At 72.0% G+C, this 13,816-nt stretch carries 9 protein-coding genes; 5 read left to right on the top strand and 4 right to left on the bottom strand.

Going from position 1 to position 13,816, the window contains the following annotated elements; genetic code table 11:
• Positions 1 to 6: 6 nt before the first annotated feature.
• The 5 genes from ACFVH0_RS20470 to ACFVH0_RS20450 all read left to right on the top strand — a co-directional run bounded on the left by ACFVH0_RS20470 (position 7) and on the right by ACFVH0_RS20450 (position 8,408).
• Positions 7 to 1,641: an FAD-dependent oxidoreductase gene (locus ACFVH0_RS20470; RefSeq protein ID WP_385822035.1), complete on the top strand. Its 1,635-nt coding sequence runs from the start codon at positions 7 to 9 to the stop codon at positions 1,639 to 1,641.
• A gap of 103 nt (positions 1,642 to 1,744) precedes the next feature.
• A complete protein-coding gene (locus tag ACFVH0_RS20465; RefSeq protein WP_385822033.1) occupies positions 1,745 to 2,848 on the top strand; it encodes a Gfo/Idh/MocA family protein in 1,104 nt (367 codons plus the stop codon).
• Positions 2,845 to 3,570, top strand: coding sequence for a polysaccharide deacetylase family protein (locus ACFVH0_RS20460; protein WP_385822031.1), 726 nt, complete (start codon positions 2,845 to 2,847; stop codon positions 3,568 to 3,570). Before ACFVH0_RS20465 ends, ACFVH0_RS20460 begins: the two co-directional genes overlap by 4 nt.
• A 46-nt stretch (positions 3,571 to 3,616) precedes the next feature.
• The gene (locus ACFVH0_RS20455; RefSeq protein WP_385822030.1) at positions 3,617 to 6,628 is read left to right on the top strand and encodes an alpha-mannosidase; all 3,012 of its coding nucleotides are present in this window, start codon (positions 3,617 to 3,619) and stop codon (positions 6,626 to 6,628) included.
• A 52-nt stretch (positions 6,629 to 6,680) separates the two neighbouring features.
• Positions 6,681 to 8,408, top strand: coding sequence for a protein kinase (locus tag ACFVH0_RS20450; protein WP_385822028.1), 1,728 nt, complete (start codon positions 6,681 to 6,683; stop codon positions 8,406 to 8,408).
• A 12-nt stretch (positions 8,409 to 8,420) separates the two neighbouring features.
• Here ACFVH0_RS20450 and ACFVH0_RS20445 read toward each other — a convergent pair whose 3' ends face one another.
• The 4 genes from ACFVH0_RS20445 to ACFVH0_RS20430 form a co-directional block, all read right to left on the bottom strand.
• A complete protein-coding gene (locus ACFVH0_RS20445; protein ID WP_385822027.1) occupies positions 8,421 to 9,020 on the bottom strand; it encodes a hypothetical protein in 600 nt (199 codons plus the stop codon).
• Between the two features lie 23 nt (positions 9,021 to 9,043).
• A complete protein-coding gene (locus tag ACFVH0_RS20440; RefSeq protein WP_385822025.1) occupies positions 9,044 to 9,754 on the bottom strand; it encodes a hypothetical protein in 711 nt (236 codons plus the stop codon).
• 116 nt (positions 9,755 to 9,870) lie between these two features.
• Positions 9,871 to 10,845 (bottom strand): acetylxylan esterase, encoded by a 975-nt coding sequence (locus ACFVH0_RS20435; protein ID WP_385822024.1) that lies wholly within the window; start codon positions 10,843 to 10,845, stop codon positions 9,871 to 9,873.
• 114 nt (positions 10,846 to 10,959) lie between these two features.
• Positions 10,960 to 13,752 carry a hypothetical protein gene (locus ACFVH0_RS20430; protein WP_385822022.1) on the bottom strand — a complete coding sequence of 931 codons (2,793 nt, stop codon included), beginning with the start codon at positions 13,750 to 13,752 and terminating at the stop codon, positions 10,960 to 10,962.
• Between the last annotated feature and the right edge of the window lie 64 nt (positions 13,753 to 13,816).

Raw genomic sequence — 13,816 nt, 5'->3', positions numbered from 1 at the left:
ACTCCTGTGTTCGCCGCCCCCACCCCCCGTACCCGCGAACTCGGGACCGATGTCCTGGTGGTCGGTGCCGGTCTCGGTGGCCTCGCCGCCGCGCTGACCGCCGCCCGGTTCGGACACCGTGTCGTGCTCACCGAGGCGACCGACTGGCCCGGTGGTCTGTTCACCGCGCAGGCCGTGCCGCTCGCCGACGGCCACCGCATCGAACTGGACCCCGTCTCCCCCGGCTACCGCGATCTGCGCGAGCGGATACGCGACTTCTACCGGCGCAACTACCCGCTGCGCCCCGAGCCGTTCGCCGATCCGCTGCTCGACCCCGGCCTCAGCACCACCGGCCATCTCAGCCACGAGCCGCGCGCCGCACTCGCCGTCGTCCAGGAACTCCTCACCCCGCACCTCGCCTCCGGCAGGCTCACCCTGCTGCTCGGCCACCGCCCGATCGCGGCCCGGACGGACGGGGACCGGGTGACCTCGGTGACCCTCGCGGCGGCGGACGGCGAGCCGGTGACGGTCAGCGCCCCCTATGTCGTCGACGCCACGGACCTGGGCGAGCTGCTCGGCCTCGCGGGCGTGGAGCATGTCACCGGCGCCGAGTCCCGCGAGGAGACCGGCGAGCCGCACGCGCCCGCCGTCGCCGATCCGCTGGACCAGCAGCCGGTCTCCTGGGTCTTCGCCCTGGACCACCGTCCCGGCGAGGACCACACGGTGGACCGGCCGGCCGGCTACGACCGGTGGGCCGAGGCCTTCTCCTGGGACGTCGCGGAGCCGAGCGGCGGGCCGGCGCGCTCCGTTCCACTGTTCCTGCACGAGCCGGATGACGTCCCGCCCTGGGCCGCGCCGCCCAACGACCGCTGGCACCAGCTGCGGGCGCTGGCCCGGAGCCGGTATCTGCCGGGCACGTTCGACAGTGACGTCACCCTGGTCGACTGGGAGCAGACCGCCTACGGCCGGCTCCCGCTGACCGGCGCCGGCGACGAGGTGCGGGTCCGGGCCGAGCAGGAGGCCCACGAGCAGGCCCTGTCGTTCCTCCACTGGATGCAGACCCGAGCGCCTCGGCACGACGGCGGTCACGGCTACCCCGAACTGCGGCTCAGGCCCGATGTCACGGGCACCGCCGACGGGTTCGCCAAGACCGCGCACGTACGCGAATCCCGGCGCATCCGGGCCGAGTTCACCCTGCTGGAGCACCATCTGACCGCCGAGGCGCGGGCCGGGGCGCCGGGCGCCGAGACGTTCACGGACAGTGTGGGCACCCTGCGGTCCCGGATCACCCTTCTCCCCAAGGCAGGTGGCGGCTCCGGACTGGACCTGGAGTGCCTGCCGTTCCAGCTGCCGCTGGGTGCGCTGCTGCCGGTACGGGTGGAGAATCTGCTCCCGGCCGGGCGGAACATCGGCGCCACCCATCTCAGCGCGCCCGCGCTCGGCGGGCACGCCGGCCAGTGGAGCATCGGTGAGGCCGTCGGCGCACTGGTCTCCTACTGCCTGGAGCACCGGCTGCCGCCTCGTGCGGTCCGCGCGAGCGAGTACCGGCTCGCCTCCTTCCAGGACCGGCTGAGCGGTTCGCTCGGTCTCGCCCTCGACTGGCCGGACCGGCTCCGCACCGGCCCCGTGACCAGTGCCGGGGCGCTCTACGCCACGCTCTGAACCCCACTGCCCTTCCTTCGGGAAGGGCACTTTCCCGACCTGCTGGAAAACGCTTACCAATCCCGGCGGCTCACGCCCTCAGCCTGGACGGCCCTCTGTGACTGTGACCCCTTATCGTGTACTGCTCGTCGGCGCGGGCAACATCGCCCGCGCCGTCCATATGCCGGCGTTCCTCGAACTTCCCTCGGACTTCACGGTGGTGGGCGCCGTGGACGCCGATCCCGCCGCAGCCCGCTCCTTCGCCGCCGACTTCGCGCTCCCCCACCACTCCACCGATCTCGCCGCCTCGCTGGGCGAGGTCCGTCCCGAACTCGTCGTCATCGCCTCGCCGCCCGTCGCCCACCGGGAGCAGGTCGTCGCCGCCCTGACCGCGGGGGCCTGGGTCTGGTGCGAGAAGCCGCCCGCGCTGAGCCTGGCGGAGTACGACGCCATGACCGCCGCCGAGGGCGAGAAGGGACCGTACGCCCCGATCGTCTTCCAGCACCGGTTCGGCTCGGGCGCCGAGCACGCCAAGGCGCTCATTGCCTCCGGGGAGCTGGGGGCGCCGCTGGTCGCCCACTGTCAGACCACCTGGTACCGCGACGACGCCTACTACGCGGTCCCCTGGCGCGGGAAGTGGGCCACCGAGGGCGCGGGCCCCGCCATGGGGCTCGGCATCCACCAGATCGACCTGCTGCTGGAACTGCTGGGTGACTGGGCGGAGATCCGGGCCATGGCGGGGAGGCTGGCCCGCGACGTCGAGACCGACGACGTCACCACCGCCACCGTGCGCTTCGCCTCGGGCGCGCTGGCCACCGTGGTCAACAGCGCGCTCTCGCCGCGCCAGCTGAGCCATCTGCGGATCGATCTGCGGGACGCCACGATCGAGCTGAACCATCTGTACGGGTACGGCAACGGCGACTGGACCTACACCCCGGCGCCGGGCATCGAACCCGGCCGGGCGGCCGGCTGGGCCTCCCCCGCCGAGGACGTCCCCAGCTCGCACGGCGCCCAGCTCCGTTCGCTCCTGGCCGACATGCGGGCGGGACGGCGGCCCAGGGCGAGCGCCGGGGACGGCCGTCGCTCCCTGGAGCTGATCACCTCGATGTACAAGGCAGCGCTCACCGGCCGCCCCGTCCTGGCCGGTGAGATCGGACCTGGCGACCCGTTCTACACGGCGCTGCACGGCTCCGTTCCCGGCTGGGCCCCGCAGGAGTCCGGGCGATGACCGACCGCCCGCACAGTGGCGTGGACCGTGCCCTGCTGCTCACCTTCGACGACCGGCATGTGCGCGAGTGGGCCGCGGTCGCGCCGTTGTTCACGTCGTACGGCGCACGGGTCACCTTCTTCATCTGCGAGCCCGACCGGCTGGACCGGGACGAGGTGCGGCTGCTGCGCCGGCTCGCGGACGACGGCCACACCATCGGTTGCCACGGCCTGCGGCACGAGCGCGCGCCGGAGTTCGTCGCCGCGCACGGTGCGGCCGCCTATCTCGACCGGGAGGTGGTGCCCGCCCTCGACGCGCTGCGCCGCCTCGGCTTTCCGGCCCGCAGCTTCGCCTACCCGTGCAGTGCCCGCGACGAGGACACCGACCGGCTGCTCCTGACGCTCTTCGACCGGCTGCGCGGCGGGGTACCGGTCGCCCGTCGCGCCGATCCCCGCCTCGCGGACGAACTCCACGTCCCGGCCGGTGACGTACCCGGCCGGCGGGTCCTGCCGGGCTGCTCGGTGGACTCCGGGCGCGGGAGCGTCGCGTACGGGGACGATCTGAGCGGTGTCGAGGAGGCACTGCGCCGGAGCACCGGGCACGGCGGCGTGACCACGCTCTACGCCCACTGCGTCGCCGACGCCCATGAGGCCAACCATGTGACCCCGGCCCGGCTGGAGAAGCTCCTGGCCACGGCCGACGGGATGTCGCTGCCCTGCGTGGGCTTCGACGAACTCCCGTGAACCACTTCCGCGTCGCACACATTTCATCCAGAGGGGCCCTTCACTCATGCATGACGACCGCACACTGACCGAGGAACGGCTCGACCGCGCCCTTCGCGAGCGCATCCGCCCCGCCGTCCACCCCCGGACCACGCCCCTGGAGTTCGAGGTCTGGCACGCCCCCGGCGAACCGGTGCCCTTCACCGAGGCGGTGGCCGCCCCGTACAAGCCGGGCGCCCTCGGTGCCGACTGGGGTCCGGCCTGGGGCACCAGCTGGTTCCGGGTGTCCGGCCGGGTTCCGGAGGGCTGGGCCGGTGAGACCGTCGAGGCGGTGATCGACCTCGGCTTCGCCAAGGACCGGCCGGGGTTCTCCGCGGAGGCGCTGGCCCACCGGCCGGACGGCAGCGTGGTCAAGGCTCTCAATCCTCGCAACACCTGGCTGCGGGTCGGCGAACCGGTCGCGGGCGGCGAGGAGTTCACGTACTACCTGGAGGCCGCCGCCAATCCGGAGATCCTGGAAGGGGTCAGCCCGCTGGGCGACCGGGAGACCGCGGGCAGCGAGCCGCTGTACCGCGTCGAGCGGATGGACCTCGCGGTCTTCGACCGGCAGGTGTGGGAGCTGGTCCAGGACCTGGAGGTGCTCGACCAGCTGATGCGGCAGCTGCCGCTCGGCTCCGCGCGCCGCTGGGAGATCCTGCGCGCCGTGGAACGCTGCCTGGACGCCCTGGACCTGGACGCCGTGGGGGCGAGCGCGACCGCCGCCCGGGAGGAGCTGCGGGAGGTGCTCGCCTCCCCCGCGAACGCCTCCGCGCACCGGCTGTCCGCGGTGGGCCACGCGCACATCGACTCGGCCTGGCTGTGGCCGCTGCGGGAGACGGTGCGCAAGGTGGCCCGCACCACCTCCAACGTGGTGGCGCTGATGGACGACCGGCCGGAGTTCGTCTTCGCGATGTCGCAGGCCCAGCAGCTGGACTGGCTGCGGGAGCACCAGCCCGCGCTGTACGCCCGGGTGAAGGAGAGGGCCGCCGCCGGTCAGTTCGTGCCGGTGGGCGGGATGTGGGTGGAGTCGGACACCAACATGCCCGGGTCGGAGGCGCTGGCCCGGCAGTTCGTGTACGGCAAGCGGTTCTTCCTGGAGGAGTTCGGGGTCGAGACCGAGGAGGTATGGCTGCCCGACTCGTTCGGCTACTCGGCGGCGCTGCCGCAGCTGGTGAAGCTCTCCGGCTCGCGCTGGTTCCTCACCCAGAAGATCTCCTGGAACACCACGAACCCGTTCCCGCACCACTCCTTCCTGTGGGAGGGGCTGGACGGCACCCGGGTGTTCACCCACTTCCCGCCGGTGGACACCTATGTGGCCGAGCTGTCCGGCGAGGAGCTCGCGCACGCCGAGGCGAACTTCCGGGACAAGGGCCACGCCACCCGTTCGCTGGTGCCGTTCGGCTGGGGCGACGGCGGTGGCGGCCCCACCCGCGAGATGCTGGCTCGGGCCGAGCGGCTCGCGGACCTGGAGGGCTCCCCGCGGGTGACGATCGAGACGCCCTCGGACTTCTTCGCGGCCGCCGAGGCGGAGTACGAGCGGCCGCCGGTGTGGCTGGGCGAGCTGTATCTGGAGCTGCACCGCGGTACGTACACCTCGCAGGCGCGGACCAAGCAGGGCAACCGGCGCAGCGAGCACCTGCTGCGGGAGGCCGAGCTGTGGGCGGCGACCGCCGCTGTGCGGGCCGGATTCCCTTATCCGCAGGCGGAGTTGGACCGGATCTGGAAGAGCGTGCTGCTGCACCAGTTCCACGACATCCTGCCGGGTTCGTCGATCGCCTGGGTGCACCGCGAGGCCGAGGCCACCTACGCCCGGATCGCCGAGGAGCTCGAAGCGGTGATCGGGGCGGCGCAGCGGGCGCTGGCCGGCGCCGCGGAGGGCGGCGGCACGGTGGTGTTCAACTCCGCTCCGCACGGCCGCGCGGGCGTGCTGGCGGGGGGCGCGGCGCTCGCCCCGGAGCAGCCGGAGCAGCCGGTCGGGGTCGAGGAGTACGACGGCGGCTTCCGGCTGGACAACGGGGTGCTGCGGGTGATCGTGGACGCGCGGGGGCTGGTGGTCTCCGTCGTCGACCTGGTGGCCGGGCGGGAGACCGTCGCGCCGGGGGGCGTGGCGAATCTGCTCCAGGTCCACCCGGATCTGCCCAACCGCTGGGACGCGTGGGACGTCGATGCCTTCTACCGCAACACGGTGACCGATCTGACCGAGGCGGATGCGGTGCGCCGCAGCGGTGACGGCGTGGAGGTGGTGCGCAGCTTCGGTTCGTCCCGGGTCACCCAGCTGCTGACGCTGCGGCCCGGTGCCCGGCGCCTGGACATCGACACCGAGGTCGACTGGCACGAGCAGGAGAAGTTCCTCAAGGCGGCGTTCCCGATCGATGTGCGCGCCGATCACTCCACGGCGGAGACCCAGTTCGGGCACGTGCAGCGGCCGACGCACACCAACACCAGCTGGGAGGCGGCCAAGTTCGAGATCTGCGCCCACCGTTTCCTGCACGTCGGCGAGCCGGGCTGGGGTGCGGCGCTGATCAACGACTCGACGTACGGGCACGATGTGACCCGTACGGTCCGCGAGGACGGTTCGACCACGACCACGGTGCGGCTCTCGCTGCTGCGGGCGCCCCGCTATCCCGATCCGGCGACCGACCAGGGGGTGCACCGGCTGCGGTACGCGCTGCTGCCGGGGGCGTCGATCGGTGACGCGGTCCGTGAGGGCTGGTCCTTCAGTCTGCCCGAGCGCCGGGTGCCGGGGAGCGCCGAGGTGGCCCCGCTGGTCTCGGTCGACGAGGACGCGGTGGTCGTGACGGCGGTGAAGCTCGCCGACGACGGCAGCGGGGACGTGGTGGTCCGGCTGCACGAGGCGCACGGCGGGCGGGTCTCGGCGCGGCTGACGGCGGGCTTCGCGCTGGCCGGGGCGAGCGTGACGGACCTGCTGGAGCGTCCGCTCGCCGACGAGCGGGCCGAGGTGGACGGCGATGCGGTCCTGCTGGGGCTGCGGCCGTTCCAGATCGTGACGCTCAGGCTCACACCGAACGACGAGGTGTGAGGCGTGCGGGGTGGGTGCGTATCGCCGCGCACTCGCCCCGTAGTCTTTTTCCATGAACGCTGGGGGGCCTGTGCGCCGTGTGATCGACGACCGTTTCGAGCTGGTGAACCGGCTCGGCAGTGGCGGGATGGGCATGGTGTGGCGGGCCCACGACCTGGCTCTGCACCGCGATGTGGCGCTCAAGGAGGTGCGGCCCCCGGACCCGGCGCTCAGCGAGAACGATCCGGAGTCGGCCAGGCTGCTGCGTGAGCGGGTGCTGCGCGAGGCCCGTGCGCTGGCCCGGCTCGACCACCCGGGTGTCGTCACTGTCCACCACATCGTGGACGGCGGGGCCGGGACGTACCCGTGGATCGTGATGGAGCTGGTGCCCGGTGCCTCGCTCGCGGAGCGGCTGGCCGAGGGGACGCTCTCCCCGGTCGAGGCCGCGGAGCTGGGCCGGGGGGTGCTGTCCGCGCTGCGGGCCGCCCATGCCGCCGGAATCCTGCACCGCGACGTCAAGCCCGCCAACGTGCTGCTGCGGGCCGACGGGAGCCCGGTGCTCACCGACTTCGGCATCGCGGCGATCCGCGAGTCCACCAGTCTGACGGCGACCGGTTCCATCATCGGCTCCCCCGACTACATGGCGCCCGAGCGCATCCGCGGCGAGGAGGGCGATCCCTCGTCGGACCTGTGGTCGCTCGGCATGATGATGTACGTCGCCGTGGAGGGCCGGCATCCGCTGCGCAAGGCCACCACGCTGGCGACCCTGGCCGCCGTGCTGGACGAGGAGATCCCGCCGCCCCGGCAGGCCGGTCCGCTGGCCCCCGTGCTGAACGCACTGCTGACCCGAGACACGTCCGCCCGGCCCGGTCCCGAGGAGCTGGACCGGATGCTTGCGGCGGTGAGCGAACCGGCCGGGGCTGCCGGGCCGCGCCCCGCGGCTCCGCAGGATGCCGTGCCGCCTCGCCCGGAAGCGCCCACCCGGCAGGACGCGGTGCCGCCGGGCTTCGGCCGGACCGGCCCGACCACTGTCCTGCCGGCCGGCCCCGGCCGGGGAACGGGCACCACTCCCCCGCGTCCGGAGCCGGCGACGCTGGGGAGCCAGGAGATCCGTCGCAGGCTCCGGCGGGGCCGCGCCGTCACCGTCACCACCGCTCTGGCGGGCACCGCCCTGACCGGGGTGCTGGTGTGGTCGCTGGTGCCCGACTCGGACACGAACACTTCCGGCAGAGCCTCCGCCGCCTCGGACACGAAGACTTCCGGCAAAACCCCGTCCACCTCGGTCCCGGACTCCGGGGGCCCCTCGCCCACCGACGAGAAGGAGAGCACGCCGAAGTCCGCGCCGCCGGCCAAGGACCTGCTGACACCCGCCGGGGCACGGTCCGTCATCGCGGCGCTCAAGCCGGTGATGGGCACCACCGAGGTCACGTCGTTCACGCTGTTCGACGTGCACGCGAGCATCGAGGCTCCGGTAGCGAAGAACAAGGGCCTGTACGACGTCTACACGTACCGGGACGGCAAGGCCACCCGTGACCGCGCGGGCGGCACCCTCGCATCGGACGCCAAGTCCGTGGACCTGGAGAAGGTCGACTGGGACGCCCTCCCGGGGCTGATACGCCGGGCGGACAAGGAGCTCGGCGTCGCCGAGCCGACCACCCACTACGTGGACATCGATCCGGCTTCCCCGTTCGAGAATTACCGGCCGACGCTCAGCGTCTATGTCTCGGACGAGTACGGCGGCGCCTATCTGCGGGCCGACATCAATGGCAAGGTGCTCAAGAAGTATCCGCGCAACGGCTGAACCGGGCGCGGGTCAGCCGAGCACCCGGAACAGCACCAGCAGCACGGCCGCGAGGGCCACGCCCATCAGCAGCGTCCAGAGACCGGACGGGATACCGCTGGACGGCTGCTTGACCACGGTGGGCGGGGCGGCGGCGTTCGCCCGGGCCAGCCATTCGCGCGGCGGGTTGTCGGCGACGACGACCCGCCAGGGCTGCTCGGGGTCGTACTCGACGACGGCCCTGGACTTGTGCAGCAGCCCCTGGAGGTCGAGGGGGTGACAGACCCGCATCCGGTACGCGGGGAGCCCGTCGGGCATCACGGTCAGGTCGAAGGCGAACACGGAGTTCACCGACCGCCCGTCGCGGACCGGCCGGCCGGTCTTCTTGTCGACGGTCCTCACCCCGTTGACCACGGCGGGCGCGAAGGCCCGCGGCCCGCCGGAGCGCGGCCGCATCGCCGAGTTCGTCCCCATCGGATCGGCCAAGTCGCCGAGGACCGTCAGGATCACGGCCGTCACGGGGACGCCGGTCAGCAGCAGCCAGCGGGGGCCGTCCAGGGCGCCGTGGACCATCGCGGCGACGGAGAGTCCGATCAGGAGGGCGGCCACCAGCCTGAGCGAGGAGAAGAACATGCGCGGGGACGATATGGATCGGTTCATGTGAGGCGCAGCAGCTTTCGGTGGGGAACCGCGACCCGGGTGTGAGCGGGGTCGCCGGGGCGGTCGGCGTCGTACACGGCGAGGACGTCGCGTCTGAGAGCGACGCGATCCACGATGGCCGGGACCTCGTGGCGTACCCCGGCCTCGTCGTCGAACACCACGGTGACCTCACCGGACTTGCGGCCCACCGACCGCCAGCCCTCCAGCACCGCGTCGGCCGTGCGGTAGCGACGGGACAGCCTGCGCAGCCCCGCGGTGCGGCGCAGGCTCACCGCCGCTCCCCACCAGGCGACGAGGCAGCCCACGCCCGCGACGGACCACAGGAAGGTGAGCCATTGGGAGACGGCGTAGTCGCCCAGCGGAACGACGATGTGGAAGCTGGTGACGGTGGTCCGCTCGACCTGGCCCTCGGCCAGCGCGTCGTACCAGCCGGCCAGGGCCGCGACGGCGGAGAGTGTGATCATCGCGCCCGGTGCCGCCCGGTGCAGGTAGCGGGCGGAGAGCAGACCGAGGAAGACGGCGAAGGCGATCCCGAGCATCGCGGACACGGACGCGAACTGGTCGCTGGCGCAGCCCCCGCTCAGGTCGCAGGACCATTTCACGCCGATCGCCTCGTGGCTGGCGATGTACCACATCGTCCAGACCTGCCACGCCATCAGCGCGCACGCGATGACGCGCATCGCCTGCGCATAGGCCTTCTGCCGCACTGTTCGCCCTTGTCCTCGCCATGTCACCGGGGCATTGACGTGCCCCGATGGACGATATACATGCTGTCCACACCCTGTCCGTGATCCACACCACGCCGACCGCGGCGCGGCAGGGCTCAGACCGTGCTGGTCAGCGCCTTCGGTACCCAGCGGAGCTGGGCCGCCTCCTGGAACATGGCACCGCCCTCGTGGCCGTTGAACGGGTAGACCTCGATCTCCTTCTCGCCGCCGTAGGCGTTGTGCGCCGCGAAGACCGTGGACGGCGGGCAGACCTGGTCCATCAGCGCGACGGAGAAGAGCGCGGGGGCGGTGCCCCGGGCGGCGAAGGACACGCCGTCGAAGTACGACAGGGTGCGCAGGGCGGTCTCCTCCTTGCCCCGGTGCATCTTGAGGTAGCGGGCTATCTCCGCGTACGGGTTGGCGTCCGTGAGCGTGACGGCCCGTCCGAAGTGGCAGAGGAACGGGACGTCGACGGAGATGGCGGCCAGGTCGGGTACGAGCCCGCCGACCGCGAGGGTGATGCCGCCGCCCTGGCTGCCGCCGAGCGCGACGGTGCGGGCGGGGTCGGCGAGCGGGTGGGACCGGGCCGCTTCGACGGCGCGTACGGCGTCGGCGTAGACCCGGCGGTAGTAGTAGGTGTCCGGGTCCTCGATGCCGCGGGTCATGAAGCCCGCGAGGGAGGGGCCCGAGCCGACCGGGTCGGGGGTGTCGCCGACGTTGCCGCCGCTGCCCTGGCCGCGCACGTCCATGATGAAGTGGGCGAATCCGGCCGTCGGCCACAGGCCCCAGCAGTGCGGAAGGCTGCGTCCGCCGTTGTAGCCGTGGAACTGGACGATGAGCGGGAGCGGGCCCTCGGCGTTCGCGGGGGCGGTGAACCAGCCCTTGATCGGGTGGCCGCCGAAGCCTGCGAACGTGACGTCCCAGGTGCGGGTGCCGGTCAGGCCGGTCTCGACGGGTTCGAAGGAGACCGCCGGATCGTGGGCGCGGGTCTCGGCGAGGGTCTTCGACCAGAAGGCGTCGAAGTCCTCCGGTTCGTCCGTCTGCGCCCGGTAGGCGCGGAGTTCGGGCAGCGGCAGGTCGAACAGGGCCATGGAGCTGGTCTCCTCACGGTGGGATCCGGAACAGTCTGCCGTTCGGCGTCACGGCATGGAGCGGCGGGGCCGGGTGCTGTCAGGTGCACCCGGCCCCGCCCGTTGTGGGGTGGATCAGTCGGTCAGCTGGACGGCCCGCAGGCCGGTGGCGCTCTTGGAGTTGTTGGCGATGGCGGCGCCCCACTCCGACCAGCCGCGTGCCCGGCCGTCGTTGTCGCTGTCGTTGACGACGAAGCCGAGTCCGATGGATGCGGTGGGCTTGCCGGCGAGGCCGAGCGAGGCCCACGGCACGGTCACCGTGTAGTGGGTGGTGGTGCCGTCACGGGTGATCTGTGCGGTGGCGCCGGGGGTCGGTCCCGCGGACTGGCCGGAGGGTGCCCGCCAGGTGTAGACCTGCGGCTTGCCGCCCACGAGCGAGGCGCCGAACTCGACGTACTGCTTGCTGCGGCCCGGCACCTGGGGGGTGACGGCGAACTGGATGCTGTCGCCCTGCCACATGTTCTCGGCGGTGGTGGCGGGCTGTGCCAGTGCGTTGTCCGTGATCGCGCCCTTGAGGACGAGTCCGGCGTCGCTGTACTGGGGCCGGACGGCGCCGGACAGGTCGGCGGCGCCGTTGTAGCCGCCCGTGTACTTCACCGAGCCGTCGCCGATGACGTCGATGGGTGTGGTGGTGTCGGTGCCGGCCGGCTGAACGGCACCCCATCCGTTCCAGGCGCCCACCGCGGTCCTGGTGCCGTCAGGAGTGTTGATGTAGGCGGCCGTCCAGTAGCGCTTCCACTGCTTGATGTTGCGCGCGTCCACGGTGTAGGAGGCGCTGGACTCGGTGCCGACCTTGATCGGGCCGTCGATGGTGCCCCGGTCCAGGTAGGTGTCGCCCGAGTTCACCTGCCAGTCCAGCTTGGTGAGTTCGAGCGGGCCGCGGACGCGGTTGTTGGTGACGGTCACCTTGAGCGCGGCGGCGAACGGGGCCGCCTTCCGCACCACCGGGTCGAAGGTGACCTGGGTCGGCGGCACCACTTCGGTGTCGGAGGTGAGACGGGCGAGGTTCAGCGGCCCGAGTCCGACGGTGCCGCTGACCGTGCGCGGGCCGACGAGGGCCGAGGTGGGCAGCTGGATGTTCTGGCGGGCGACCTTGCCGGGCTTGCCGGTGACCCGGTACTTCTCCCCGGCGATCCGGAAGTCGTAGCGCAGCGGCAGCGTCCGGCCCTTGGTGCCGTCCACCTGGAGCACCGCGTCGACGCTCTCCTCGGTGTTGGAGTGCTGCGGCAGCCGGAGCGAGAACACGGGGCCACTGGCGGTCTTGACCGCGCTGACCGCGCCCTTGACGTACAGCACCTTGCCGTCGATGCCGAGCTGCACCTTGCCGCCGACCGGGAGGTAGGTCTTCTCGTGGCCCATCTGGTCGGTGACGGTGACCGGGCCGCTCGCCGAGAGTTCAGCCGTTCCCGGGGTCGCGGCCGTGGTGTACAGGGCCCGGACCGTGTCGGTTCCGGTGCCGAAGCGGTACGAGCGGACATCGGCGGAACCCGCGTCGTCACGGCCGGCGTAGGCGCGGCCCGCGAGCTGCCGGATCAGCACGCCCTCGGTGACCACGGACGGCTTGGGCTGCCAGGCCTTGACCTCCGCGGTGGGGCGCTTGAAGGCGCCGAAGTTGTGTTCCTTGTTGGTGGCGTCTGTGCCGTCGTTGGTGAGGTCGTACCAGTAGTAGCGGTTGACGCCCGAGGCGAACGAGAAGATCTGGGCGCGCGGCACGTACGCGGCCTGCTGGGCCGGGGTGACGCCGTCGCTGTGGGTCGGATAGCCGTTCTCGGTGATCCACAGCGGGAAGTTCTTGCCGCCGGCCGCGTCCAGATCGGCGCGTACCTGCGGCAGCTTCTCCAGCGCGGTCTCGGGCGGGGCGGGGTAGCCGTAGTGGTGAACGCTGAGCGCGTTCATGTACTTCAGGCCGCCGATCGCGTACAGCCGCTTCAGCCAGTCGGTCTGCAGACCGGCCAGGCCGCCGCCGACGACGACGGCGTCCGGGACCTTGGCGTGCACCTTGCCGTAGCTGGCCTGGAGCAGCTTGAGGTAGCAGTCGGCGGTGATGCCGCAGGTGCCGTTGTTGAAGCCGGTCGAGTTGTACTCGTTGTAGATCTCGATTTCCTTCGAGGACTGCTGGTACTTCTCCACGGCGGCGGCCGTGAATTTCCCGTACGCCTCAAGGGCCGCGTCGGAGGCCGGGGTCCGGTTGCCGTCGTAATTGGGGTTCCGGTAGCCGGAGATGGGCAGGGCGGTCAGCCCCTGCGACTTGGCGTACGGGATGTGCTGGTCGGTGGAGTAGCTGCTCCAGGTATAGGTGCCGGGGGTCTTCTCGATGGCGCCCCAGTTGATGTCGGAGCGGATCCCGTGCATGCCCATCAGCTTGACCGAGCGCAGCAGCTTCTGGTCGTCGCCGTCGTTCCATCCGTAGTGGATGCCCGTGCCGAAGCGGGTGTCCTGCTGTTCCTTGCCGGTCAGCGCGGTCAGTACGCCGAAGTTGGCGGTACGGGTGGTGGTGCCGGCGGTCGCCGTGAGCGTGTAGTAGCCGCTGCCGAGCTTCGTGACGTCGACGGTGGCCGAGCCGCCGGCGACCGGTGCGGTGCCGGACGCGACGGTCAGGCCCTGGTCGTCGATGGCCTTCCAGGCCACCGAGGCCTGGTCGGAGCTCAGGGTGATCTTCGCCTGTCCCTTGACGAAGATCAGGTCGGGCGAGGTGACGGTGAGGGTGCCGGCCGCGTGGGCGGCCGGGGCCGTGCCGGGCAGCGGAGCCGCCACCAGCAGACAGCCGAGCAGGGCGGCGGCGCTGCCCCACGCGGCGGGCCGCCGGGAGCGACCCCTTATTCTGGCCGGAACCAGAGGACCTGGCCGGATCGTGCCGTTCTGTTCCATCGAGGCAACCTCTCGATCGGATCGGCGCGGTGCGCTTCGGTGGTTCCCGGGTGGGGGTGTGCTC

The sequence above is a fragment of the Streptomyces sp. NPDC127117 genome, assembly GCF_042677325.1.
GTDB lineage: Bacteria > Actinomycetota > Actinomycetes > Streptomycetales > Streptomycetaceae > Streptomyces.
The sequence above is the reverse complement of the archived record's forward strand: the minus strand, read 5'-3'. Positions and strand labels throughout refer to the sequence as shown.